The organism is Shinella sp. CPCC 101442, from assembly GCF_024704725.1.
Lineage (GTDB): Bacteria > Pseudomonadota > Alphaproteobacteria > Rhizobiales > Rhizobiaceae > Shinella.
Genome location: NZ_JALIQS010000003.1, coordinates 593,438 through 617,209 on the forward strand (window position 1 = coordinate 593,438; position 23,772 = coordinate 617,209).

21 protein-coding genes are annotated in these 23,772 nt (G+C 63.9%); 9 read left to right on the forward strand and 12 right to left on the reverse strand.

All coding sequences use genetic code 11. From position 1 onward, the window contains the following. Positions 1-151 precede the first annotated feature (151 nt). The 5 genes from MUO32_RS13415 to MUO32_RS13435 all read left to right on the forward strand — a co-directional run bounded on the left by MUO32_RS13415 (position 152) and on the right by MUO32_RS13435 (position 5,088). Positions 152-325, forward strand: coding sequence for a DUF1328 domain-containing protein (locus MUO32_RS13415; RefSeq protein ID WP_257948804.1), 174 nt, complete (start codon positions 152-154; stop codon positions 323-325). A 141-nt stretch (positions 326-466) separates the two neighbouring features. Continuing rightward, positions 467-2,644 (forward strand): TonB-dependent siderophore receptor, encoded by a 2,178-nt coding sequence (locus tag MUO32_RS13420; protein ID WP_257948806.1) that lies wholly within the window; start codon positions 467-469, stop codon positions 2,642-2,644. A gap of 100 nt (positions 2,645-2,744) precedes the next feature. Then, the gene (fhuF, locus tag MUO32_RS13425; RefSeq protein WP_257949221.1) at positions 2,745-3,407 is read left to right on the forward strand and encodes a siderophore-iron reductase FhuF; all 663 of its coding nucleotides are present in this window, start codon (positions 2,745-2,747) and stop codon (positions 3,405-3,407) included. 2 nt (positions 3,408-3,409) lie between these two features. After that, on the forward strand, positions 3,410-4,513 hold the full coding sequence (locus MUO32_RS13430; protein ID WP_257948807.1) for an ABC transporter substrate-binding protein: 1,104 nt from the start codon (positions 3,410-3,412) through the stop codon (positions 4,511-4,513). 59 nt (positions 4,514-4,572) lie between these two features. Then, the gene (locus MUO32_RS13435) at positions 4,573-5,088 is read left to right on the forward strand and encodes a hypothetical protein (RefSeq protein WP_257948808.1); all 516 of its coding nucleotides are present in this window, start codon (positions 4,573-4,575) and stop codon (positions 5,086-5,088) included. Here the strand turns inward: MUO32_RS13435 and MUO32_RS13440 are convergent. Beyond that, on the reverse strand, positions 5,085-5,645 hold the full coding sequence (locus MUO32_RS13440) for an isochorismatase family protein (RefSeq protein ID WP_257948809.1): 561 nt from the start codon (positions 5,643-5,645) through the stop codon (positions 5,085-5,087). The two genes, MUO32_RS13435 and MUO32_RS13440, sit on opposite strands and share 4 nt — an antisense overlap. Before the next feature lie 110 nt (positions 5,646-5,755). Here MUO32_RS13440 and MUO32_RS13445 point away from each other — a divergent pair, with 110 nt between their 5' ends. Continuing rightward, positions 5,756-6,202 (forward strand): Lrp/AsnC family transcriptional regulator, encoded by a 447-nt coding sequence (locus MUO32_RS13445; RefSeq protein WP_257948810.1) that lies wholly within the window; start codon positions 5,756-5,758, stop codon positions 6,200-6,202. A gap of 60 nt (positions 6,203-6,262) precedes the next feature. Here the strand turns inward: MUO32_RS13445 and MUO32_RS13450 are convergent, their stop codons facing one another. The 4 genes from MUO32_RS13450 to MUO32_RS13465 are packed head-to-tail and all read right to left on the reverse strand — an operon-like array spanning position 6,263 to position 13,533. Then, positions 6,263-7,804: a trimethylamine methyltransferase family protein gene (locus MUO32_RS13450; RefSeq protein WP_257948811.1), complete on the reverse strand. Its 1,542-nt coding sequence runs from the start codon at positions 7,802-7,804 to the stop codon at positions 6,263-6,265. After that, positions 7,797-8,642 (reverse strand): oxaloacetate decarboxylase, encoded by an 846-nt coding sequence (locus MUO32_RS13455; RefSeq protein WP_257948812.1) that lies wholly within the window; start codon positions 8,640-8,642, stop codon positions 7,797-7,799. Before MUO32_RS13455 ends, MUO32_RS13450 begins: the two co-directional genes overlap by 8 nt. Beyond that, complete coding sequence (locus MUO32_RS13460; RefSeq protein WP_257948813.1) at positions 8,639-11,086, reverse strand: FAD-dependent oxidoreductase; 2,448 nt, start codon at positions 11,084-11,086, stop codon at positions 8,639-8,641. Before MUO32_RS13460 ends, MUO32_RS13455 begins: the two co-directional genes overlap by 4 nt. Beyond that, positions 11,083-13,533, reverse strand: a complete 2,451-nt coding sequence (locus tag MUO32_RS13465) for an FAD-dependent oxidoreductase (RefSeq protein WP_257948814.1) — start codon at positions 13,531-13,533, stop codon at positions 11,083-11,085. Before MUO32_RS13465 ends, MUO32_RS13460 begins: the two co-directional genes overlap by 4 nt. Positions 13,534-13,663: 130 nt before the next feature. Here MUO32_RS13465 and MUO32_RS13470 point away from each other — a divergent pair, with 130 nt between their 5' ends. Further along, entirely contained in the window at positions 13,664-14,512 is an 849-nt protein-coding gene (locus MUO32_RS13470) for a LysR family transcriptional regulator (RefSeq protein WP_257948815.1), read from the forward strand. Positions 14,513-14,577: 65 nt separating this feature from the next. After that, positions 14,578-14,832, forward strand: coding sequence for a hypothetical protein (locus MUO32_RS13475; RefSeq protein ID WP_257948816.1), 255 nt, complete (start codon positions 14,578-14,580; stop codon positions 14,830-14,832). A gap of 2 nt (positions 14,833-14,834) precedes the next feature. Here the strand turns inward: MUO32_RS13475 and MUO32_RS13480 are convergent, their stop codons facing one another. From MUO32_RS13480 to MUO32_RS13500, 5 genes are all read right to left on the reverse strand, one after another. Then, complete coding sequence (locus MUO32_RS13480) at positions 14,835-15,611, reverse strand: SDR family oxidoreductase (protein ID WP_257948817.1); 777 nt, start codon at positions 15,609-15,611, stop codon at positions 14,835-14,837. Positions 15,612-15,819: 208 nt separating this feature from the next. Further along, a complete protein-coding gene (locus MUO32_RS13485; RefSeq protein ID WP_257948818.1) occupies positions 15,820-16,041 on the reverse strand; it encodes a hypothetical protein in 222 nt (73 codons plus the stop codon). Positions 16,042-16,212: 171 nt separating this feature from the next. Next, positions 16,213-17,523, reverse strand: coding sequence for a HAMP domain-containing sensor histidine kinase (locus tag MUO32_RS13490; RefSeq protein ID WP_257948819.1), 1,311 nt, complete (start codon positions 17,521-17,523; stop codon positions 16,213-16,215). Positions 17,524-17,591: 68 nt separating this feature from the next. Then, positions 17,592-18,248, reverse strand: coding sequence for a response regulator transcription factor (locus MUO32_RS13495; protein WP_257948820.1), 657 nt, complete (start codon positions 18,246-18,248; stop codon positions 17,592-17,594). 79 nt (positions 18,249-18,327) lie between these two features. After that, complete coding sequence (locus MUO32_RS13500) at positions 18,328-19,974, reverse strand: phosphoethanolamine transferase (RefSeq protein WP_257948821.1); 1,647 nt, start codon at positions 19,972-19,974, stop codon at positions 18,328-18,330. Positions 19,975-20,435: 461 nt separating this feature from the next. On the opposite strand from MUO32_RS13500, the gene MUO32_RS13505 reads away from it, so the two are divergent. Beyond that, positions 20,436-21,095: a glutathione S-transferase family protein gene (locus MUO32_RS13505; protein ID WP_257948822.1), complete on the forward strand. Its 660-nt coding sequence runs from the start codon at positions 20,436-20,438 to the stop codon at positions 21,093-21,095. On the opposite strand, the gene MUO32_RS13510 is transcribed toward MUO32_RS13505, so the two are convergent. Next, positions 21,092-21,451 (reverse strand): hypothetical protein, encoded by a 360-nt coding sequence (locus MUO32_RS13510; protein ID WP_257948823.1) that lies wholly within the window; start codon positions 21,449-21,451, stop codon positions 21,092-21,094. The genes MUO32_RS13505 and MUO32_RS13510 overlap by 4 nt on opposite strands. A 36-nt stretch (positions 21,452-21,487) precedes the next feature. Further along, a complete protein-coding gene (locus MUO32_RS13515; RefSeq protein ID WP_257948824.1) occupies positions 21,488-23,644 on the reverse strand; it encodes a cellulose synthase in 2,157 nt (718 codons plus the stop codon). Positions 23,645-23,772 lie beyond the last annotated feature (128 nt).

The following is a 23,772-nucleotide window of genomic DNA, read 5'->3' on the forward strand; positions in this document are numbered from 1 at the left end:
GCCGCCAGGGCAATTCCAGCAAAAGCGCGAAGCGGTTTTGCGTTCGGGATCGCACAGAGCCAGCGCGGCCACCTTCCGGGGCGTTTTACCACGTCCCGGAACTTTTTTGCCCGTCGTGCGTCTTGTCTGCGATCAATTCGGAGACATCACCATGCTGAAATGGGCTTTGATTTTTCTCGTCATTTCGCTGATCGCGGGCTTCCTGGGCTTCTCCGGGGTCTCCGCCGCCACGGCGACCGTCGCCAAGGTGCTCTTCGCGATCGCCCTCATCATCTTCCTGATTTTCGTGGTGCTTGCACTGACGGCCGGTAGCCTCGCCTTCTGAGTGCACCCTATCCACAATTCCTGTGGCATTCACGCAACAGCGGCGAAATCATGACTATTATAGTCATATAATTTCTTGCGGCGCCAAGAATCCTGATAAAAACAGTCATCTTATTGACTGTCCCATCAGAAAGTGACCCGCATGCAAAACCGCACCCGCACGCTGCTCCGGCTGGCGCTCGCCGGAACCTCCTTCCTGACGCTCGCCACCATGGCGCTGGCGCAGGACCAGGCGACGACCGACGCCAGCGGCGCGACCACGCTCGAAGACATCGTCGTCAACGGCGGCAGCGGCGGCGTCATCACGGCGGACGGCTATGTGGGCAAGAGCAGCGCGACGGGCGCCAAGACCGATACGCCGTTCCTCCAGACGCCGCAGTCGATCTCGTCCGTCACCAAGGACCAGTTGGAAGACCGCAACCCGCAGACCCTGCTGGAGACGATCGCCTATACGCCTGGCACCCGCGTCGGCGGCTACGGCTTCGACCCGCGCTTTGACAGCTTCACGCTGCGCGGTTTCGACGTGACCTACTCCAGCGTCTTCAGAGACAATTTGCGCCAGCCCGGCTTCGGCTCCTCGCTCTTCAAGACCGAACCCTATGGCCTCGAAGGCGTTTCGATCCTGCGCGGCCCGTCGTCCGCCCTTTACGGGCCGGCCGGCGCCGGTGGCCTCTACAACCTCATCAGCAAGCGTCCAACAGAAGAGGCGATGCGCGAGGTCGAGGTGCAATATGGCAGCCATGACCGCTACCAGGGCCAGTTCGATCTCTCCGGCCCGATCAACGAGGAAGACCCCGTCTACTATCGCCTGACCGGTTTGCTCCGCGACTCCGACACGGAACAGGTCGGCGTTCCCGACAATCGTGCCTACATCGCGCCGGCCATCACCTGGAAGCCGGACGAGGACACGAAGTTGACCATCCTCGGCGAATATTCCCGAACCGAGACCGGCGGTACGGCCGCCTACTTCTTCGACGGCGTCGCCAACAAAGTCACCGACATCTTCGCGGGCAATCCCGCCTTCAACGACGCTGTCCAGAACCAGGGGCGCATCGGCTACGAGTTCGAACATCGCTTCAACGACGTCTTCGTCTTCCGTCAGAACGCTCGCGCCTCCTGGCTGAACATCGACGCCGACTGGGCCTTTGCTTCCGAGCGGAACGCAACGGACCCCACCCTGCTGGAAGGCACAGCCGGCACATACGAGGAATGGCTGGATACCTATACGATCGACAACCAGCTTGAAGCGAAGTTCGAGACCGGGGCATTCGAACACACGCTGCTCACCGGCATCGATATCACCAAGGTCTACTGGAAGTCACTCAACGGCTATGGCTCCACGCCGCCGATCGATACCGACAACCCTACGGTGGGCCGCCCGGTCGATCCGATCGCTTTCCAGACGAAGACCGTGCAGGATCAGCTCGTGACCGGCCTCTACATGCAGGACCAGATCCGCTACGACGCGCTGACCTTCACTCTGGGCGGCCGCTATGACTGGGTATCGACCGACACCGACGACACCGACCTCGCGTCCGGCGCCGTTGGCACGACCAAGCAGAATGACCGTGCGTTCACAGGGCGGATTGGCGTGAGCTATGAAACCCCGTGGGGCATTACGCCCTACGCCAGCTATTCGACCGCCTTCTTCCCGAACGGCGGCGTGGACATCGAAACGCGCGATCCCTTCAAGCCGACGGAGAGCAAGCAACAGGAAATCGGCGTGAAGTACCTGCTGCCCGACAGCAACACGCTTCTGACCGCCGCTCTATTCAACATCGACCAGAAGAACAGCCTGTACTACGAGGTCGTTGAACTCGACGACGGCACCGTCACCAATGCTCAGGTTCAGCGCGGCGAGATCCGCTCGCGGGGCTTCGAACTCGAAGCCAACACCTCGCTGGACAACGGCCTGTCGCTTATCGCGTCCTACACCTACACGAAGACCGAGATTCTGGACGGGCCGACCGGTACGGTCGGAAACGAAGTTTCCTCCGTACCAAACCACATGGCATCGTTCTGGGCGCATTATGATCTGCCGGAGGATGGTCCCTTGGCCGGTCTCGGTATCGGCGCGGGCGTGCGCTTCCTCGGATCCAGCTACGGCAGCGACTACAACACGACGAAGAACAGCGCTCGCGCGCTCGTCGACGCATCGCTCGATTTCGATTTCTCGGCAATCAACAAGGAGTATGCAGGCCTCAAGCTGCAGGTCAACGCGACGAACCTGTTCAACCGCCAGGACTCCGTTTGCTCTTCCGGTTATTGCTACCGCGATCAGGGCCGCACGGTTATCGGCAGCCTGAAATATTCGTGGTAAGCCCTTGACGACGCTTTCCTCAGAGGATCGCGGAACCGCTTTTAGGCCGGAAGGCCTGAGGGCGGTCTTTTCCGGCGAACATGCCTGGTGCGGCGAAAAGATGATGCTCTCGTCGGATCTCGAGGGCGCCATTCCGCTCGGCGAGTTCCTGGCGGGAGACGGTTTTTCCGAAACGCTCGACCGCTTCGCCGCAAGCTACGGCAAGGCGGACCGGCGCGCGGCCGCCTCCTTCTGGTCGCTCTACTATTTTTCCACCCTGACCATCCCCTATATCGTCGCCCGCCGGGCGGAGCGGGCGCTGCCCGTCGCCTTCGACGATATGACCATCGCGATTGGCGAAGACGGCCTGCCGCGCGCCTTCGGCCTGCCGCATGAAGGCGACTGGAGCGAGGGTGACGATCTCGTGCGTTTCATCACGCCCCTGGTCGACTGCCACCTCGCCCGCACCGTGGCGCTCTTCAAGGAAAAGTCCGGCATCGCGCCAAAGCTCGCCTGGAACAACGCCGCCGTCTATATCGACTACGCCTTCAACGTGACGGACCGCGCGCCGCCCGAAGGCGACGATCCCTGGCCGTCACGCCCGTTGTTCGATTGCCCGCTGCTGGCCGATGGCAGCCGCAACCCCTTTCACGGATGCCTGCGCCACGAGCTCGACGCGGGCACGACGCAGTGTCGTCGAAAAGTCTGCTGCCTGCGCTACATGCTGCCAGGCATTCCCGGCTGCGGCGAGCTGTGCGCCCTGCCTGAACTCAGAAAGCAATGATCATGCGCCTTCTCGCCCTCGTCGCCGCAGCTTTCCTGCTCGTCGTCGCCCCGCCGCTGCGTGCTGAAGTCCAGTATCCGCTGACCGTCACGGATGCACTCGGCCGCGAGGTCACCATCGCGGCGCAGCCGAAGGCGATCCTGCTCGGCAGCGGGTTCAATCTCGTGGCGCTGTCGCTGATCCATCCCGACCCGGTCAGCATCCTCGCCGGCTGGGCCAGCGACATGAAGGGCGACAACCCGGAAATCTATGCCCGCTTCAAGGACAAGTTCCCTGCTATCGAGCAGGTGCCGATCATTGGCGACGGCGTCACCGTCTCCTTCGAGGCGGCTCTGTCGCTGAAGGCGGATCTTGCCATCCTCGCCAACTGGCAGGCTGACACGGAACTCGGCAAACAGGCGATCGGCTATCTCGAACAGACCGGCGTTCCCGTCGTCGTCGTCGATTTCAACAGCGACGCCCTCAAGAACACCGCCGACAACATGCGCCTGCTCGGCAAGGTGCTGAACCGCGAGGACCAGGCCAACGCCTTCGCCGATTTCTACGATGCCCGCGTGAAGCGTATCCGCGACCGCGTTGCGGAGCACCCGGAGCCCGGCCCGAGCGTGCTGATGGACGCCTTCCCGAATCCGGAAAAATGCTGCTACGCCTATGGCACCGGGGGCCTTGGCGCCTTCATCGCCATCACCGGCAGCCGCAACATCGCCGAAAGCCTGCCGGCGCAGGGCGGCATCGTCAATCTCGAATTCATCGTCGCGGCCGAGCCGGACGTCTATATCGCGACGGCCTCGCCGGGCGGCGTCTACAGCACCTTTTCCGTCGGCCCCGGCGTGAACCCGACCGAAGCACGCGAAACCCTCGGCCGCGCCGTGAACGGCCCGCTGCTGTCAGGCCTCAAGGCCGTGAAGGAAGAACGGGTCTACGGCCTCTGGAACTTCTTCAACGCCGTGCCGCTCAACATCCTTGCCGCCGAAGCCTTCGCGCACTGGCTGCGTCCGGACATTTTTGCCGACATCGATCCCGATGCGACGCTGAAGGAAATCAACGCGCGTTTCGCCGCCGTTCCCTTCGACGGCGCCTATTGGATCGCGCTCAAGCCGAATTGAACCGGCCTGCCCTTTCGGCAGCCTGCCGCGCACGCTATATCATGCCCAGGAGGACCTGAATGATCTGGGCATTTGCGGTTGTGGCGGCGGCCATTCTTTATCTCGCGTTGCGTTTCCGGCGTTTTCAAAGCTGGGTGGAACCCGTCCTCACCATCGTGGTGGCCATCGGCCTTGCGGCCGCCCTCCTCATCTGGTTCGTCGAAGAGCGTACCCCCTCGGGTACGCCCGTCGTGCCGGAAACGGAAACGCCGGCGCTTTCGGCCGAAGTCGTCACGCTCTCCGAAATGCAGGCGGATGCCGGCCAGACGAGAACGAGCTTCCGCGTGACCGGACAGGTGACGAACAGCGGCACCGTGCCGATGCAGTCCTTCTGGCTGGATGTCGTGCTGTCCGATTGCCCCGATGGCACCTGCCGTGAGGTCGGGCGCGACGACGCGCTCATCGTCCTGCGCGTCCTGCCGGGCGAAAGCGCCGATTTCTCGACTTTCGCCGTCTTCCCCGGCATCGACCTTACCCCCCTCACGGCGCCCAGGTTCGATTACGGCGTCCGCGACGTGCGCGCCGTCAGGCGCTAGAGACCGGCGATCGCGTCCGCCGTGGTCAGCACGGTGGCGAACTCGTGCCGCAACGTCGCGACATGGGCGCGATGGACATCACGCGCCGCAATCGTCCCGCCGTCGCCATCCGGCAGGTCGAAGCAGTCGCAGGCGTCCTCGACGAGAAACACGCGGTAGCCCAAATTGGCGCCGACGCGCACGGTGGTCGATACGCACATATCCGTCGAGATGCCGAAGAGCACGATTGTATCAACCCCCAGGCGACGCAGGCGCAGATCGAGATCCGTTCCGATGAAAGCGGCGTTGACGCTCTTGCGCACCAGCGGCTCGCCGGCCTGCGGCTCGAAGCCGGTGCGCAGGGCATTGCCGGGCCGGTCGGGGCGCAGGGTGGAATTTGGCTCGGCGCTGTCATGGCAGACGTGGATGACCGGCCGGGAGGCCGCGCGCCAGGCGGCGAGCAAAGCGAGACCATTCTCGTCCAGCTTCTTGTTCCAGCGCGGCGCCCAGGGCGCCGCGTCGAAGGCCTGTTGCATGTCGATGGGGATCAGGACGGCATTTTGCGGTAGGCTCGGCATCGGTTTCTCCTTGAAGCGATACCCGACGAATAGTTGCTTTATCGTCCGGTTTCGCGCAGCAAGGAGACGGAGTGCCGGACATTTGTCCGGTCAGAGGGAGAATTTTCCGGATGAACGAGCTGGACGAAAAGGACAGACTGCTTCTCACGGCCCTTCGCGCCGATGCCCGCCAGAGCCTCGTGGAGCTTGCCCGCCACACCGGCCTTTCCCGCAGCGCCGTGCATGAACGCATCCGGCGGCTGGAAGCCAAAGGCGTGATATCCGGCTACACGGTGAAGCTCGGCATCAGCAGGGACCGGGCCGGCGTGGAAGCCCTGATCGCTGTCGGCTTCCAGCAGGGCCGCAACTGCGACCACATCGTGCCGCATCTCACCGGCATCCCCAACGTCGTGACCTGCTGGTCGCTCGCCGGGCCGACGGATCTCATGCTGCTCGTCGAATGCGCATCCAATGCCGAGCTCGACACGGTGCGCCGCCAGATCGCGACGACACCGGGCATCGCGACCGTGCAGACGCACGTGTCGCTGCGCACCCATTTCGATCGCCGCGCGGGGTAAGCAAAACAAAGGGATGGAGCGCTTCCGTGAATCGACGCAGGAGAACGCTCATCCACCAGTTCAGAAATAGATCTTGAACTTTTCCCGCACCGCCTGGTCCGTGGCAAAGTCGAAGAGCGGGCCGCCGGCTTCGGCGAGGATGCGGTTCTTGCGCTCGATCGCCTTCTGCACGAGGTCCGGCCGGCCGATCTCGGCCCATTCCTTGGGGCTCGTGCGGTCGGCGACGACGGGGTAGACATATTCCGTCTGCATCAGCGACAGGGTCTGCGGGTCGCCGAGATAGTGCCCGGGGCCGTCGAGGCAAACCGAGCGCATCGTCTCCAGCGAGACGGAATCTTCCGTGACATCGATGCCGCGCACGCAGCGCTGCACCTGCCCCAGGAGGTCGTCGCCCAGCACGAGGCTTTCCAGGCAGAAGCCGAGCAGGGACGCGTGCATGCCGACCGCCTCATAGACCATGTTGAGGCCGGAAAGACCGGCCATGACGTTGGAGATCGCCTGCTCCCAACCGGCCTGCATGTCCGGCAGCTTGGAGTCCGCGATACCGGCAGCCGCCCCGCCCGGCAGGCCGTAAAACTGGTGCATCTGCGCGCAGCCGGCCGTCAGCAAGGCCTGCTCGCCCGAACCGCCGGACATGGCGCCGGTGCGCAGATCCGACACGAAAGGCCAGGTGCCGAAGATCGCCGGATGGCCAGGCGCCATGGCATTGACATAGACGACGCCCGCGAGGCACTCGGCGACGGCCTGCACGATGGCGGTCGCCAGCGGTGCCGGGGCCGTCGCACCCGCCTGCCCTGCCGAGAGCAGCAGGATCGGCATGCCGGCCCGGATGCAGGCTTCCATGGTGATGCAGCTTTCCTCCGCGAACTTCATCGGCGGCACGACGAAGCAATTGGAATTCGACACGAAGGGCCGCGCCCGCCACTTGTCCTCGCCGCCCGCCATCATGTGGATGAGATCGAAGCAGCCGGCGACATGGGACGGATCGGAGAAGCTGGTGCCGACATGCTTGGACGTGCCGGCGCAGCAGCCGTACAGCGTGTTGATGTCCATCAGGAAATTGTCGGGCACATCCCGGCAGACCATCGCGCGCTGGAAGAAATGCACATTGTCGAGATGGTGGACGAGCTGGGCGGCGTTGAAGAGGTCTTTTGCCGTCGACTCGCGATATTCCCGCTTCTCGACATCCACGATATGCACCGCAGCACCCGCCGTACCGTAGTAGACGCGGGTGCCCGAGAGTTCGAGATCGTATTTCGGATCGCGGCCGTGCAGCGTGATGTCACGCGCGGCGAGCGCCAGCATGTCCTCCACCAGGGCACGCGGGAAGCGCAGACGCCCGTCCTCACCAAGAATGGCACCGGCACCGGTCATGATCTCGACGCCGGATTTTGGCGCATTGGCAAGGCCGATGTTTTCCAAGGCATCCAGCGCCGCTTCGTGGATGCGGCGCACATTCGCATCCGTCAGCGGCTTGTACTGGCCGCCGGACAAACCCGGGCGTATGGGTCGGACGTTCTCCGCCAGCGGCGCAGCACGCATCGCAACACGGGCCGCACGGCCACCGGCGCGACGGGAGGACAAGGCTGCTGCTTCACTCATGATCCGTCTCCCCCGCACCAGCGGCAAGCATCCTGTTGATAAGATCGCCCGACGCGGCAGCGGACAATTTAGCGAAACTGCCATCCTTCACGATGGCCTCCATCTGTTCGACGATGGCCGCGTGCGTTACGCGGGCGATCATCGAGCCGAGCGAAATTCGACGCACGCCGATATCGGCGAATTGCGGCACGGTGAGCTGGCGCAACGGCCCCGCGGCGAGCACATTGACCGGCTTGGAAACCGACTGAACCACGCGGCGCAATTCCGCCTCGCCCGGCGGCACCGGCACATAGAGAAGATCCGCGCCGGCCTTTTCGAAGGCCTGAATCCGGCGGATGGCCTCGTCGAGATCATAGGCGCCGTTCATCACGCCATCGGCGCGCGCGCAGAGAATGAAGGGACGGCCAAGAGCGCGGGCGGCGTCGGCAGCCGCTCGGATGCGCTCCACGGCGAGGTCGAACGCATAGGCGGGGTTGCCGTCCACCATCTGCGTATCTTCGATCGAACAGCCGGAAAGACCGACCTCCGCCGCAAGCCGAATCGTCTCCGCTACCTCCTCGGGCGCATCGGCAAAGCCGTTCTCGAAATCGCCCGAGACGGGAAGCGGCGTCGCACGCATGATCTCCTCGGCGTGCCTCAGCGATTCATCGCGCGTCACGCGGCCCATATCCGGCCGGCCAAGCGTGAAGGCGAAGCCGGCCGAGGTCGTGGCGAGCGCCACCGCGCCGGAAGCGGCCATCATGCGGGCAGAGCCGATGTCCCAGGGGTTCGGGATGACGAAGCAGCCCGACTGGTGCAGGTCATGGAAACGCTGATGGCGCTCGGCGAGGCTGGTCATGCCCGCACCCTCTCCGACTTCGGGTCATACATAGGCACAAGCGAAGCTTCCGCCTTCACGCGCGTGCCGGCGATCTCGACCTCGTAGTGCGAAGCGAGCACATCCGCTTCGCTCTCCCCGGCGCAGGGCACGTAGCCCATGCCGATGGCACCGCCGAGGAAGTGACCATAATTGCCTGACGTAATGGTCGAAACGATCTTGCCGTCGCGCACCAGCGCCTCGTTGTGGAACAGCAGCGGCTCGGGATCGGCGAGCTTGAACTGCACCATCCGGCGCTTCAACCCTTCGTCCTGCCGGCGCAACACGGCATCGCGGCCGATGAAGTCACCCTTCTTCGTGCGCACGGCAAAACCGAGGCCCGCTTCCAGCACATGGTCCTCGTCGGTAATATCATGGCCGAAGTGGCGGAATGCCTTTTCGATACGGCAACTGTCGAGCGTGTGCAGGCCGCAGAGTTTCAGGCCGACATCGGCCCCGGCCGCCTCCAGCGCCTCGAACACATGCGCCGTCTGGTCGGTGGAAACGTACAACTCCCAGCCGAGTTCGCCGACATAGGTGACGCGGTGAGCGCGGGCGAGGCCCATGCCGATTTCGATCTGCCGCGCCGACGCGAAAGGGTGCGCCGCATTGGAAAAATCGTTCGGGCTGACCTTTTGCATGAGGTCGCGCGCCTTCGGCCCCATGACGCAGAGCACGCTTTCGGCCGCCGTGACGTCGGTGACGACGACGAACTCGTCCTGCAAATGCTTGCGCAACCAGGCGAGATCGCGCTGGAGCGTCGCGCCGGGCACGACGAGGAAAAAGGCGGTCTCCGACAGGCGCGTCACCGTCAGGTCGCTCTCGATGCCGCCGCGGGCATTGAGCATCTGGGTGTAGACGATCTTGCCGGGCGCAACGTCCATCTGGTTGGCGCAGAGTTTCTGCAGGAAGGCCAGCGCATCGCGGCCCTCGACGCGGATCTTGCCGAAAGAGGTCATGTCGAAAAGACCGACGCCGTTGCGGACAGCGAGATGTTCTTCCTTCTGATTCTCGAACCAGTTCTGCCGCTTCCAGGAGTAACGATACTCCCGCTCCTGCCCCTCCTTCGCGAACCAGTTGGCTCGCTCCCAGCCGGCGACTTCGCCGAAGACGGCGCCGCGAGCCTTCAGGTGCTCATGCAGCGGCGAGCGTCGCACGCCGCGCGCCGTCGCCATCTGACGGTAGGGGAAATGGTCGGCATAGAGCAGGCCGAGCGTTTCGGAGACGCGATCCTTCAGATAGCTGCGGTTCTTCTGGAAGGGCTGGGCGCGGCGGATATCCACTTCCCAGAGATCGAACGGCGCCTCGCCGTCGTTCATCCATTGCGCTAGCGCCATGCCGGCGCCGCCGGACGAGACGATACCGATGGAATTGTAGCCGGCGGCGACCCAGTACCCCTTCAGTTCCGGCGCTTCCCCGAGATAGTAGCGGTCATCGGGCGTAAAGCTTTCCGGGCCATTGAAGAACGTGTGTATGCCGGCAGTCTCCAGCATGGGCATGCGGTTGATGGCGTTTTCGAGAATCGGCTGGAAGTGATCGAAATCTTCCGGCAGCTGGTCGAAACAGAAATCCTCACTGATGCCGTCCATGCCCCACGGCTTTGCCTTCAGCTCGAAGGCGCCGATCAGCATCTTGCCGGCATCTTCCTTGTAATAGGTGCATTCGTCCGGCACGCGCAGCACCGGAAGCCGCTGCAAGTTCGGGATCGGCTCGGTGACGATGTAGAAATGCTCGCAGGCATGCAGCGGCAGCGTCACGCCGGACATATCGGCCAGCGTGCGGCCCCACATGCCGGCGGCGTTGACGACATTGTCCGTCTCGATGGTGAAGGTCTCACCGTTCTGCTCGCAGGTGACGCCGGTCACGCGGCCGTCCTTTGTGACGACGGAGGTGACCTTGACGTTCTCGATGACCGTCGCGCCATTCTGCCGTGCGCCCTTGGCGAGCGCCATGGCGATGTTGGCCGGGTCGCACTGGCCGTCGAGCGGCAGGTGCACGGCCGCCTTCACATCCGCCGTGTTGAGGTGCGGATACATCGCCTTCACCTCGTCGACGGTGATTTCGCGCACATCGACATCGAATGCACGGGCGAGAGAGGCCTGGCGGTAGATCTCTTCCTTGCGCTCTTCCGTCAACGCCACGGTCATCGAGCCGCACTGGCGCATGCCCGTGCCGATGCCGGTCTCGGCTTCGAGCTTGGTGTAGAGATCGGCGGAATATTTGGCGAGCCGCGTCATGTTCTGGGAGGCGCGCAGCTGGCCGATCAGGCCGGCCGCATGCCAGGTGGTGCCCGACGTCAGCTGCTTGCGCTCCAGAAGCACGACATCCGTCCATCCGAGTTTTGCCAGATGATAGGCGACCGAGCAGCCGGACACGCCGCCGCCGATGATCACGGCTCTTGCCTTGGAGGGAATGGGCTTGCTCATGCGCGCAGTCTTTCATTGTTGGGGTCGAAAAGCGGGCCGTCGGGCTGGACGGTCGCCTTGAAGCGGTCGCCGTAGATTTCCACCTCGATTTCCGTGCCGGGCACCGCAAGCTCGGCCTTCAGCATGCCGAGCGCGATGGATTTGCCGATGCGATACCCCCAGTTGCCGGAGGTCGTTTCGCCGACGACTTTGCCGTCATGCCAGAGCGTCGACATGTAGGGCGCGTCGCAGTCGCCGGCCTCCACCGTCAGCGTCACGAAACGCTTGGTGACGCCCTGCTGCTTCTCCCGCTCCAGTGCCGCCTTGCCCTTGAAGTCCGGCTTGCCCCAATCGACGAAGCGGTCGAGACCGCCTTGCAGGATGGTGTAATCCGTCGAAAGATCTCCCTTCCAGGCGCGATAGCTCTTCTCGATGCGCAAGCTATCCAGCGCCTCCATGCCGAAGGGTTTCAGGCCGTGCTTCTGGCCGGCCTCCCACACCGCGTCGAAAATAACGGCGGTGTCATCGACCTTGCTGTGGATTTCCCAGCCGAGCTCGCCAGCGAAGGAGACGCGCACCAGCTGGCACCAGCGGCCGGCGATCTGGCAGCTCTGGTGCGTCAGCCAGCCCTTGGAGAGGTCGGCATCCGTAACATCGGCGAGGATGACGCGGGAGTTCGGGCCCGAAAGAATCTGGCAGGAGAAGTTTTCCGTCACATCATCGATGGTGAAGGCCGCCCCCTTGGGCATATGTTTCTGAAGCCATTCGAAATCGTGCCATTGGGCGGTCGCGGCGGTAATGAGGAAGAAGAAGTCCTCCTCCAGCATCATGACCGACATTTCCGTGACGATGCGGCCCTTGTCGTCGGAGAAATAGGCAAGGCCGATGCGGCCGGGCTTTGGCACTTTGCCGGTGATGAGCGAGGACAGCCACGCCGTCGCGCCGTCGCCCTTCACGCGGAAGCGCGAGAAGCCGGGCAGATCGAGAATACCGGCAGCCTCGGTCACGGCGCGGCATTCCGCCTCGATACGCGGCCGCCACGGTCCCTCACGGTTCCAGGTCTGGGTCGATTCCTCCGACAGGTCGTCGCCCGGCCCGGCATACCAGTTGGCGCGCTCCCAGCCGTTATAGGGCTTGAACTGGCCGCCCAATGCCTTGATGCGGTCATGGATCGGCGAGAGTTTCTGGTCACGCCCGGCCGGCCAAGCGTGCTTGGGGAAATGCATGGCGTATTCGTGGCCGTAGATTTCCATGCCCTTGGCGATGCAATAGTCCTTGTCGGCGGCAAAGGACGTGTAGCGGCGCGGATCGCAGGACCACATGTCCCACTCCGTCTCGCCTTCCGTCACCCACTCGGCCAGCACCTTGCCGGCGCCGCCTGCCTGGCAGATGCCGAAGGTGAAGACGCAGGCTTCAAACGCGTTGGGCACGCCTGGCATGGGACCGAGCAGCGGGTTGCCGTCAGGCGCATAGGGAATGGGACCGTTGATCATGCGGGAAAGGCCCGCCGTGCCGAGGATCGGCACGCGCTCGACGGCGTCGTTGAGATACCATTCGAGGCGGTCGAGATCGTCGGGGAAGAGCTGGAACGAAAAGTCGTCCGGCATCGGATCATCCGGCGCCACCCAATGCGCCTTGCAGTTGCGCTCGTAGGGGCCGAGATTCATGCCCGTCTTTTCCTGGCGAAGGTAGTAGGACGAATCCACGTCGCGCAGCAGCGGCAGCTTGTGGCCGGCTTCGCGCGACCAGGCGGCGAGTTCCGGGATTTCCTCGAACAGCATGTATTGATGGCTCATCACCATCATCGGCACGTCGCGGCCGAACCATTTGCCGACCTCACGCGCATAGTAGCCGGCAGCGTTGACGACCTTTTCGCAGCGGATTTCCCCCTGCGGCGTGGAAATCACCCACTCATCACCCTCGCGGCGCGCGCCGGTGGCCGGACAGAAACGGAAGATCTTCGCGCCCATGTCGCGCGCGCCCTTGGCAAGCGCCTGCGTCAACTGCGCCGGATCGATGTCACCGTCATAGGGATCGTAGAGCGCGCCGGTCAGGTCGTGCGTTTCGAGGAAAGGGTACTTTCCACGGATTTCGTCGGGCGACAGGATGTCGAGGTCCATGCCCTGGTAGCGGCCCATGCCGACCACGCGTTTGAATTCCTGCAGCCGCTGCTTTGAGTGGCCGAGGCGGATCGAACCCGTCACGTGGTAGTTCATGGGATAATCGACCAGCGCACCCAGCTCGCGGTAAAGCGAGGCGGAATAGCGCTGCATGTTCATGATCGACCAGGAGGAGGAAAAGGTCGGCACGTTGCCGGCGGCATGCCAGGTGGACCCGGCGGTCAGCTCGTTCTTTTCGAGCAGCACGCAATCCGTCCATCCCGCCTTCGCGAGATGATACAGCGCCGACGCGCCCACGGCGCCTCCACCGATGATGACGACACGGGCATGGCTTGGCAGTCCGGACATTCTCGCTCCTCTTCGTTACCCCGGATTTGTGGCAACCAAAGCGGCGGTCGGCAAGCGGGCGGAATTCGCTTTATTAATCGACATTACCGATTACACTTGCGCCGAACATTCAAAAAAACCCGGCGCATTCATGCAAATCATTCTGATTGAGACATTCCTCGACCTGATGGAAACACGCAACTTCAACCGCACGGCAGAACGGTTGAATGTCACGCAATCGACGATCACCCACCGCATCAATGCGCTGGAGGCATTGTTCGCGCGAAAACTCTTCGCGCGCAACAAGGGCGGAACGCAGCCGACGGCGGCGGGGCTGCGCTTTCTGGATCATGCGAAAGCCCTGCAACATCAGTGGCATGAGGCGACGCGCGCGGTGGAGACGGCAGGCGCCTACGAGCGTTCCATGCGCATCGGCCTGCAGCACGACCTTGCCGCCCACTATGCGGGCGATTGGCTTGCCGCCGTGCGCAAGGAACTGCCGGGAACATCAATCTATCTGGAGGTCGATTATTCCAATCAGATGAACCGCGATCTCGGCGCCGGCGACCTCGACCTCGCCATCCTTTTCACCCCGCACTACCTGCCGGACCTGCACTACGAACGCATCGGCGACGTGCATTACGAGATGGTGAGCAACACGGTAAGCCGTATCGAGGATGTGCGGCCGGAAGATTACATCCAGGCCGTCTATTCGCCCGCCTTCGACCGCCTGCATCGCCAGGCCCATCCCGGCCTTTCGACCGCACCGATCGCCAGCGGCGAGACGACGGCCATTCTCGCGCTGATGCAAAAACTCGGCGGCTCGGCCTTCGTGACTGCAGCGGATGCGAAACGGCTGCTGCGGACCGGCGCCGCCAGCCGCGTGGCGGGCGCCGAGCCGATCGCCCAGGCCGTCTATGCCGCCGTCAACGTGCGCACCCGCCATGCCCATCAGCATCGGCGCATCATCGCCGTGCTTCAGGCGCTGCTCGCCGCATGAGGCATTGAAACCATCCGGCGCGATGCCTATTAACGGGCAACCCGCATCTGACGAAGGAATCGCCCATGGCCGCCCGTGACCGCTATTCGCGCAAGCTCGAATGCGCCATGTGCGGCAATTCCGGCTATGCCGAAGTCTCCGAGGATGACATGCCCACGCGCAAGGACCCGGATTTCAAGATCGACGCGCTGCCGGCCGGTTTCCTGACGGAGCGCCCGTCGAAATATCCGGACAGGCACATGATCCGCTGCCGCTGCGGCCACATCTTCAAATTCCGGCAGAAGACCGTCTATGCCGAGGGTGGCGAACCGCGACGGTAAGCCTACCCTCGCCCGACGAACGGCATGTTGGTCGCCATCACGGTCATGGTCAGCACGTTCGCATCGAGCGGCAGGCTCGCCATGTAAATCACCGCATCGGCGACGTGCTTGACCGACATGGTCGGCTCCGCGGCGATTTCGCCGTTCGCTTGCAACACGCCGGCATTCATCTTCGACGTCATGTCCGTCGCGGCGTTGCCGATATCGATCTGGCCGCAGGCGATGTCGTATTTGCGCCCGTCGAGCGCCGTCGATTTGGTGAGACCGGTAATGGCGTGTTTCGTCGCCGTATAGGGCGCGGAGTTCGGACGCGGTGCGGTCGCGGAGATCGAGCCGTTGTTGATGATGCGTCCGCCGCGCGGGTTCTGGTCCTTCATGATCCTGAAGGCCTGTTGCGTGCACAGGAAAGCCCCCGTGAGGTTGGCAGCAAGGATGCTCGACCACTCCTCGAAGGGAATATCCTCCAGAAGCGCGGGAGACACATTGGATCCCGCATTGTTGACGAGGACGTCGAGCCGGCCGAATTCCTGCCTGACCGCATCGAAAGCCGCCGCGACCTGCGCCGGAATGCCGACATCGCAGGTGATCGCCCGGACAGGATTGCCCGTCTCGCCCGAAATCTCGGCAGCCGCCGTCTCCAGAACGCCCGCTCGGCGGCCGGTGATGAGCACGGCATATCCTTCGGCGCTAAGGCTACGCGCAATGGCAAGGCCTATGCCCGTGCCACCGCCCGTTACCAGCGCGATCCTGCCGTTTCCGGTCCTGCCCCAATCGGTCATGCCAACTCTCCGCCGTTTCCATCCAGATCCGCCACGTCCAGCGCGCCGAAAGCGGCCGTCGAACGATCCGGACCGGAAAGGAGCGGATGCGGGACAGGCGCGGCGGCGCAGCAGGGCTGGCTTGCCCGTTCTACGACGTGTTTTCGCACTTGACCAGCAAGGCGCGGCCGCCCGGTGCGGGTGGCCTGCCGGCACAGACGCCTGGGCGTCAGGAATGCAGATGGATTCGCTCGCGGCGCTCACGCATCGCCACAAGCTCTTGTTCGACATGGACTTTCCGGGCGTCGTCCATCGCAGCCGCGATGGTCTGGCTGATCACCTGCACACAGTGCTCGGACAGCGGCTCGGAGGCCCCATGGCATTCTGCTGCATGTAGTTTGCTGAGTGCGCTGGCAAGAAGCCGCGCATAGTCTTCCGGTTTGCGACCCATATTCCCCACCTTTTTTGCTTATATCCACAGAAAACCACAAAATGCGGCAAAAAGCCACAGGTTTCTCACATGACAAATGAAAATATTTGTGGGGTTTCGCGGCGCCGTTCGGCGCCGGAATGCTGGAAAACAAGATTGTTCAGCAATGAAGCAGACCTTTACCGGAAAACCTCATCCGGCGGCAGGAAACACGATCTCGGCCTGGAAACCGTCAACACGCCCCGGTACGGGTGAGGTCAGCACGAGACTTGCCCGCATCTGCTGGAGGAGGCGCTCCGCGATGGAGAGCCCGAGGCCGGAACCGACAGCGACCGTCTTGCCGCGCGCGAAGCGTTTGCGCACCGCCGCAAGCTCCGCTTCCGAAAGGCGTGGCGCCGCGTTGGAGATGCGCACATTCCCCTCGCCCGTCAGCCGGATTTCCACCGGCTCGCCGGTCCGCCCGTGCAGCAGCGCATTCTCGATGAGGTTGCGCAGCACGATGGCGAAGGCATCGGCCGTGCCTTCGTAGAGCCGTGGCGCGGCGAGCTCGCTTGAAAACCGGATCCGCTCTCCATCGTCGGACGCGCGCTGGAAATCCGTGACGACGACACCGACGACGTCGGCGATATCGAATGTGGTTTCCGCAACGCCGATGCCCGCTTCGGCGCGGGCGAGCTGGAGCAGCTTTTCGGTGAGCTTGGTCAATTTCTGCAGCGATGTCTCGATCTGCAGCGCACGCGCACGGGCCGGCGCGTCCTTCAGTTCCGTCAGCAGAAGCTGCGTCTGCGCCAGCGCGCCCGCAATGGGCGTGCGCAGTTCATGCGCGCTGTTGGAAGTGAATTCCCGCTCAGCGGTAATCACGGCGCGCAGACGTGCGAGCAGCAGATTGACGGAACGCAGGATCGGCTGAAGTTCGAGCGGCAGATGCGCCGCCTCGATGGCCGCGAGATTGCCACCATCCTTCTCCGCGATCGCCGCCCGCAATGTCTCCACCGGAGCAAGCGCGCGCCGCACGGCGAACCAGACCGCCGCGATCGTGATCGGTACGATGAGCAGCACCGGCAGCAGCAAGGCGAGCGATGCTTCTCGCGTCGCCTCTTCGCGTTCCTGAGCCGTGTCCTTCACCTGCACGAAGATCGTGCCTTCAGCCGCCGCCGCAGTGTAAATCCGCCCGTTTTCGGCCTGCCAGAAACCCGCCTTCAGCGGCGCCTCGAACGGTGTGGCCGTGGCCGAGTGCGAATGTAGGAGGACCCGGCCCGTCAGATCGCGCACCTGATAGGACAGATACTCCTCCTCCGCCGGTGGGCGTGACGCCTCGATGCGCTGGGGCGTCTCCAGATCATCGCGGCGGCGAAGGTCATCGAGAAGAAGCGGCGTCAGGCGCTCCGCCGTCTCCTGGAGGGCGCTGTCGTAGATTTCACCGAACTCGTCCTGCATGATGAGCGCGCCGAACCCGACAGCGACAAGCCAGAGCACGGTGATGGTCGCGGTGATCCACAGCATCAATCGCCCGGCGAGGCTTTTTCGCCTCGGGCGAGAGGACCGGCGTCCACTTTGCTGAACGTCGTCCATCATCGCCCCAGCCTGTAGCCAATGCCGCGCAGCGTCTCGACGCAATCCTTGCCGAGCTTCTTGCGCAGCCGGCTGACATAGACCTCCACCGTGTTGCTCTCGATCTCCGAGCCGAACGCATAGAGCGCCTCTTCGATCTCACCCTTGGAGACGATGGCGTCCGGGCGATTTGCAAGTCGTGCCAGCACGGCCCATTCCCGGCCCGAGAGATCGACCGGATCGCCCTCGCGCAGCACCCGGCGATCGGCAAGCTGGATGGTGAGGTTGCCGGCCTCCAGGACCGGAAGCGATGAACCGGCATAGCGCCGCGCGACGGCCAGCATGCGCGCGCCGAGTTCGCCGAGATTGAAGGGTTTGACGAGATAGTCGTCCGCCCCGCTGTTGAGGCCTTCGATCCGGTCGGAAATCTGGTCATGGGCGGTGAGGATGATGACGGGCGTCACCGCACCCGTACGGCGGAGCTCCGTCAGCAGCGTCAGGCCACGGCCATCGGGCAGGCGCAGGTCGAGCAGGATGAGGTCGTAATCGACCGCCCTTGCGGCCGTGCGGCCGTCATCCAGCGTCTGCATCCAATCGACGGCATGACCGAGGCCGGCCACGAAATCGCGCACCGCCTCGCCCAGCACGGCGTCGTCCTCGATCAAAAGAACTCTCAAGCCACACTCCCGATACCGGGAGCCACAATAGGCGTCGCCCCTTCCGCTCGCAAGCATGCGTCAGCTCCGACGGCCGTCTTCAGCTTGTCGCGCCGAGCCGGCAGGCCGAGACGAGATCGAGCGCGGGGTCACGCACCTTGGTTTCCACCCGCATCATGCCGAGCACCGAATGGAAGAGGTTGTCGTGCGACTGCGGCTTCTTCGTTTCGTCGGCAAGGCAGCCGGCCGAGTAAGCCGTCTTGGCATCCTTGCCGAGCCAGAGCACGAAGGGCACGTGGGTCTGCTGCGGCGGTGCGATCATGTAGGGCGCGCCATGCAGGTACAGGCCGAATTCGCCCAGCGATTCGCCGTGGTCCGACATGTAGAGCATGGAGACGTCGAGCCGATCCTCCTGCCCGGCCAGCCGGTCGATCACGCCGGCGAGGATATGGTCCGTATAGGCAATCGTGTTGTCATAGGCGTTGACGATCTCGTCGCGCGAGCAGTCGGAGAATTCCGTGCTGCGGCAATCCGGCTTGAAGCGGCGGAACTCTTCCGGGTAACGCTGGGAATAGGCCGGGCCGTGGCTGCCGATCTGGTGCAGCACCAGCACCGTGTCGGTCTTCACCGAGCCGATCCAGGCGTCGAGATTGTCGAGCAGCACCTGGTCGCGGCACTCGCCATTGCCGCAGTAACGCGGATCGCCGCCCTCGATGACCGAACGCTCCTTCACGCGCGCGGCGATCTTCTTGCTGCCGGTGTTGTTGTCCCACCATTCCACCTTCACGCCGGCATGGGAGAGCACGTCGAGCAGGTTCTGGGTCTCGAGACCCTTGCGGTGGGAATAGGTGGCGCGGGTATAGACGGAGAACATGCAGGGCAGCGAGACGGCCGTTGCCGTGCCGCAGCTCGTCGTATCCGGAAAATAGTAGATGTCCTTTTTCGCCAGCTCCGGGTTGGTGTCACGCTCATAGCCGCCGAGCGAGAAATTGTCAGCGCGCGCCGTCTCGCCGGCAACGACGATCATGAGGCGCGGCTTGCGTTCGCTCACCGGAACGTCGCTGATCCGCGCATCCTCGCCGAGCGGCGCGGCGACGATGTTGACATCGCTGGATTCGCCGACGGCGAACTGCACGGCCGTCACCATCGGCACGAAGGGGTTCAGGGTCTCGAACCAGTCATGATGCGAGCGCACGGCGGCGGCATAGACGCGGGCATGGGAGAGGCCGGCGACGAGCGCGATGACCAGTGCCGGCACGATGACGGCGAGATTACCGCGCACCTTCCCGAGGAACGGGCGGTGACGGACCTTGACCCAGACGAGCAGCAGCGAGGGCAGGATGCCGAAGGCAAGCATATGCAGCACGAAGCCGGATGTGATCATGTGCCCCGCCTCGGCATTGTTCGTCTCGGCGGCATTGCGGATCATCTCGATATCGATGATCACACCGAACTGGTCCATGAACCAAGCGCCGGCAGCGCTGGCAAGGATGAGAAAGATGAAGACCGGCTTCATCACATACTTCACCGATACGGCGACGCAGAACGCGATGTAGAGAAAGGCGACACCGATGGCGATGGAGGCGAAGGTGGTCGGCCGGCCCTCGAGATAGAGCCAGCCCTTCGACCAGAATCTCTGATTGGCGATGGCAAGAAGGTAGAGCGCCGTCAGAATGCTGACCGTGATGCTGCCGAGCTCAGGCCTCCACAATCCCTTGCGGCTCGTTGCTCCCGTATTGTCGCCCATCGTCTTCCCTTCCGTCGTTCATGCCGGCAATCCGCACGAGGGAGCGCCAGCCTGACCGTCCCTGCCGGGGCAAGCTGACAGCCGGCTGAACGAGGCTGACGAAACGTTCAGCGCCGCGTCAGCTTTCGCGGCCAGAAGGGGCCAGACTGTGCGTGAGGTGACATTTGAAACCGAGACTGCTCCATCCGGGAACGCTGTTCGTGACCGTTCTGGTCGTCATGATCCTGGCAATTCCGTTCGCGCAAATGCAGTTTTCCCGCCAGCGCGGCGATGACGTGCAGCGCGTCCTACTGTGGCGAGCCGGTTAAAGCGGCGCTTTAACGGGTTCACCGCATGGCGGTTTTCCGACGACGACCAATCTGGCGAAGCGGCATTCGCGCGTCGGCATGTCCGGCTCGTTAAAACCGATTGCATTTTGCAATCAGATTTGCGACAAAGGGCCGTCACTCGCGGAGGCCGTCATGAAACCCGTTCTCTATGCCCACCCCTTTTCCAGCTATTGCCAGAAGGTGCTGACCGCCCTTTACGAAAACGGGACCGAGTTCGAATACCGCCTGCTGGACCACAACGACGCCGAAACGCTCGCCGATTTCGAGACGCGCTGGCCCATCAAGCGCTTCCCCATCCTGGTCGACGGCAACCGTCAGGTGATGGAGGCAACGGTTCTCATCGAGTATCTGGGGCTGCATTATCCGGGGCCGGTCAGGCTCATTCCGGAGGATCCGGACAAGGCGATCGAGGTGCGCATGCTCGACCGCTTCTTCGACAACTACATTTCAACGCCGCAGCAGAAGATCGTCTTCAACGCAATCCGCAATGAGGCCGACCGCGACCCCTATGGCGTCAAGGAAGCCCGCGAGATGCTGGAGCATGCCTATGCCTGGCTCGACCGGCACATGGAAGGCCGCGTCTGGGCGTCCGGCGATACGTTCACGCTCGCCGATTGCGCCGCCGGCCCGTTCCTGTTCTATGCGGATTGGACCCATGCCATCGATCCGGCCTTCACGCATGTGCATGCCTATCGCAAGCGCCTGCTCGCCCGTCCCTCCTTCGCCCGCGCCGTGGACGAGGGCCGCCCGTTCCGGAAGTATTTTCCGCTCGGCGCGCCCGACCGCGATTAACCCGTCGGGCAACCGCGCCGCTCGCCGGCCGTCGTTTCACGCGCGATGCCGGTTACGACAAACGCCGATGGCCCGTCCCGGCGCTCGACATGTCCGCGCAGCACCAGGCGCCCGAAATGAAGCGCGTCCGTCTGGCGGATGCGCTCCCGGTCGGCCTCAGGCAATTCATCCAGCATCGGAAAGACGCTCTTGACCGACTTGCCCGTCAAAAGATCGCGCACGGTCGACGACGGGCACGGTGCCTTGAAGCAGCGAAGGCCGTTGTCGCAGACGACGTAGAGGCGATCAGCCGCGGCAAGCGGCGTGGCAAGGAAAAGCAAGATTAACGCTGCGCGAAAGCCGTGGCGGGTTTTCATGCCGCATCCTCCGTGAGAATTTCGGCCGGAGCGCGGTCAGTTCGGCCCCCGGTCTTCGGCGCGCATTTCGGCAAGGGCGCGGATGGCGTCCTGCCGTCCGGTTTCGGCAAGCGCCTCCAGCAGGCGAGCGGCATCGATGCGCATGCCAAGGTTCTTGTAGGAGAAGGCGCGAAGGATCATCAGGTCCGTCGGTTCGGCGCGCAGCTGGTTGCGCTGGTCGAGAAAACCGATCGTCTCGCGGTAGCGCCGGGCGCGGAAGCTGCTGATGGCCCGGTCCGCAAGAATGGCGGTCTGAAGTTCGGCGCCACGGCGATGGTCAAGCTTGGCCCTCGTCGCCGCGACGGCGGCGTCGCTGGTGAGCCCGGCGCGCAGATAGGCAAGGCTTTGGCCATAGGCGGCGTCGCTGCGCGTGCGTCCCTCACCCGTCAAGGCCACCTCGAAGGCCTGCGCGGCTTCCAGCGGCCGGTTGCGCTCCATCAGGCACCAGCCGAGCGTCAGGGCACGCGCCGGGGCAAGGCCAACCGGATTGCGCGTGCTGCGGCAATCCCCCGTGACATCGCCGGTGTGCCGCGCCGTGCGTACGATACGTTGCGGCCGGGCGGCAACGTCCTCAACGACTTCGCGCGTGACGATGCGCTGCTCGCTCCGGATCGCCCGCGGCTGCCGCTCCAGAGCGTCAGGCGCCTTGTCATCCGTCGTATCCCGCTCCCCGAGCCGCGCTATGCGCTCGGAGCGCCCCGCCCAGGCCTGCTTGACGGCAGCAAGACCGGCTTCATCCTCGAGGCGCAGTCGCGCAACGCCCAGACCGTAGGCGGCGGGCTCATAGTCCGCCTTCCATTTCAGCACCTGCGCAAACCATTCCTCGGCGGTGACCGGCTGGTCCATGGCCAGCGCATACCAGCCGAACTGTTCTCCCGTCTCGGGATGCTTTTCCTCCAGCGTCACCTGCGCGATGCGGTTGAGAACCTTGGCCTCTAGCTTTTGCGGCGGATCGAGGGCCAGAAGATTGGTGGTCGCGGCAAGATAGGTCTGCATCGCCTGGTCGGAGGTCGTTCGCCAGGCATACATCACATCCTCGGCCTCGGCCGGCATCTTGCGGGCCAGGAGAATGAGCGCCAGGCCCTGCGAGGCCGAAGCGGAATCCTCGACGGCACGCGCCTTGCGGAAGAAGGGTTCGGCCACGGCGTTCTGGTCGCGCCGCAGATGATACCAACCGAGCAGCAGCGCATCGGAGGCAAGCCCCTCGTCCGTCACCAGCTTCTCCACCAGCTTCAGATAGGTGGGCGCCACGGTGATCTCGGGATCCTCGTCGCCCTCGCCGACGAAGCGGCGAGCAAGATCGCCACGGATCGCATCGAACTCCTTGACGCCGTCAGGCCCGGCGCGCTCCCGCGAGAGGAGGTCCTGCATGTCCTTGTAGCCGAGCAGCGTCGATGCCTTCTGCACGGTCGCCACGCGCACCGGCGCATCCGTGCAATTGTCGAGCATGTAGCCGTAGGTGTCCTTGGCGCGCTGCAAGCGATCGGTCTTCGCGAAGGCTTCCGCGACACGCCACAGCACGTCGGCGTCCGAGCAGGTCAGCAGGCTCGGTGTCTCCGCACCAAGCCGCACCACATCCTCAGGCTTGCCGGCATTCGACGCGGCGATAAGCTCGGCGCGCTTTTCCGCAACATCGAGGCGTTCGACGAGGTCGGCAGGCGGTGTCCATTGCGGATCCTCCTGCTGGCGCTTGGCGATCGCCGCACGCACGTCCGCGTAACGCGACTGGCTGTAGAGCGCCCACATGGCCTCCAGCTGCTTGTCTTCGTTGACAGGCACGGCGAGCGGATTTTCCGGTGGGGTCCAGGTGGGATAGAGTGCACGCAGCCGCGCGATCTCGGCATTGAGCCGGGCCGTGTCGCCCCGCGACGCGAAATACCGCAATGCGCTTTCATCGACGGCAGGGCGGCGGTCCACCGTTTCGACGACGGGGGTGGTCTTCGCCTGACCGCTCTCGACCTGCGCGACCTCCACCCGCGATTGTTTGACGGCCGCGGCCGGAATCTCTTCCGTACTGCCGGTCGCTACGTCGTCCGTCCCCACGCCCAGGCGCGGCAGGGCCTTCGTCAGGCTGTCGGGCACGCCGAACGACAGGCCGGCAACACCGGCCGCTCCGGCCGAAGCAAGGACGACCGCCATGAGGATCGACTTCATGCCGAGCTTCCTTCGGTACGCATCAACCACAAGGCTCTCCCAGACAGCGACGACACGCATAGGGAACGCCAAGCGCTCCGCGAGAGAAACCAACGAGCTTCGATAAAAGCGCGATAGGGTTAATCTGC

What these genes read in the sequence shown, in the direction of transcription:
- MUO32_RS13430 (WP_257948807.1), top strand. Translation starts at nt 3,410, where the DNA reads ATGCGCCTTCTCGCCCTCGTCGCCGCAGCTTTCCTGCTCGTCGTCGCC.
- MUO32_RS13440 (WP_257948809.1), bottom strand. Translation starts at nt 5,645, where the DNA reads ATGCCGAGCCTACCGCAAAATGCCGTCCTGATCCCCATCGACATGCAA.
- MUO32_RS13435 (WP_257948808.1), top strand. Translation starts at nt 4,573, where the DNA reads ATGATCTGGGCATTTGCGGTTGTGGCGGCGGCCATTCTTTATCTCGCG.
- MUO32_RS13420 (WP_257948806.1), top strand. Translation starts at nt 467, where the DNA reads ATGCAAAACCGCACCCGCACGCTGCTCCGGCTGGCGCTCGCCGGAACC.
- MUO32_RS13480 (WP_257948817.1), bottom strand. Translation starts at nt 15,611, where the DNA reads ATGACCGATTGGGGCAGGACCGGAAACGGCAGGATCGCGCTGGTAACG.
- MUO32_RS13450 (WP_257948811.1), bottom strand. Translation starts at nt 7,804, where the DNA reads ATGAGTGAAGCAGCAGCCTTGTCCTCCCGTCGCGCCGGTGGCCGTGCG.
- MUO32_RS13505 (WP_257948822.1), top strand. Translation starts at nt 20,436, where the DNA reads ATGAAACCCGTTCTCTATGCCCACCCCTTTTCCAGCTATTGCCAGAAG.
- fhuF (WP_257949221.1), top strand. Translation starts at nt 2,745, where the DNA reads ATGATGCTCTCGTCGGATCTCGAGGGCGCCATTCCGCTCGGCGAGTTC.
- MUO32_RS13470 (WP_257948815.1), top strand. Translation starts at nt 13,664, where the DNA reads ATGCAAATCATTCTGATTGAGACATTCCTCGACCTGATGGAAACACGC.
- MUO32_RS13500 (WP_257948821.1), bottom strand. Translation starts at nt 19,974, where the DNA reads ATGGGCGACAATACGGGAGCAACGAGCCGCAAGGGATTGTGGAGGCCT.
- MUO32_RS13475 (WP_257948816.1), top strand. Translation starts at nt 14,578, where the DNA reads ATGGCCGCCCGTGACCGCTATTCGCGCAAGCTCGAATGCGCCATGTGC.
- MUO32_RS13445 (WP_257948810.1), top strand. Translation starts at nt 5,756, where the DNA reads ATGAACGAGCTGGACGAAAAGGACAGACTGCTTCTCACGGCCCTTCGC.
- MUO32_RS13515 (WP_257948824.1), bottom strand. Translation starts at nt 23,644, where the DNA reads ATGAAGTCGATCCTCATGGCGGTCGTCCTTGCTTCGGCCGGAGCGGCC.
- MUO32_RS13490 (WP_257948819.1), bottom strand. Translation starts at nt 17,523, where the DNA reads ATGCTGTGGATCACCGCGACCATCACCGTGCTCTGGCTTGTCGCTGTC.
- MUO32_RS13455 (WP_257948812.1), bottom strand. Translation starts at nt 8,642, where the DNA reads ATGACCAGCCTCGCCGAGCGCCATCAGCGTTTCCATGACCTGCACCAG.
- MUO32_RS13460 (WP_257948813.1), bottom strand. Translation starts at nt 11,086, where the DNA reads ATGAGCAAGCCCATTCCCTCCAAGGCAAGAGCCGTGATCATCGGCGGC.
- MUO32_RS13465 (WP_257948814.1), bottom strand. Translation starts at nt 13,533, where the DNA reads ATGTCCGGACTGCCAAGCCATGCCCGTGTCGTCATCATCGGTGGAGGC.
- MUO32_RS13510 (WP_257948823.1), bottom strand. Translation starts at nt 21,451, where the DNA reads ATGAAAACCCGCCACGGCTTTCGCGCAGCGTTAATCTTGCTTTTCCTT.
- MUO32_RS13415 (WP_257948804.1), top strand. Translation starts at nt 152, where the DNA reads ATGCTGAAATGGGCTTTGATTTTTCTCGTCATTTCGCTGATCGCGGGC.
- MUO32_RS13485 (WP_257948818.1), bottom strand. Translation starts at nt 16,041, where the DNA reads ATGGGTCGCAAACCGGAAGACTATGCGCGGCTTCTTGCCAGCGCACTC.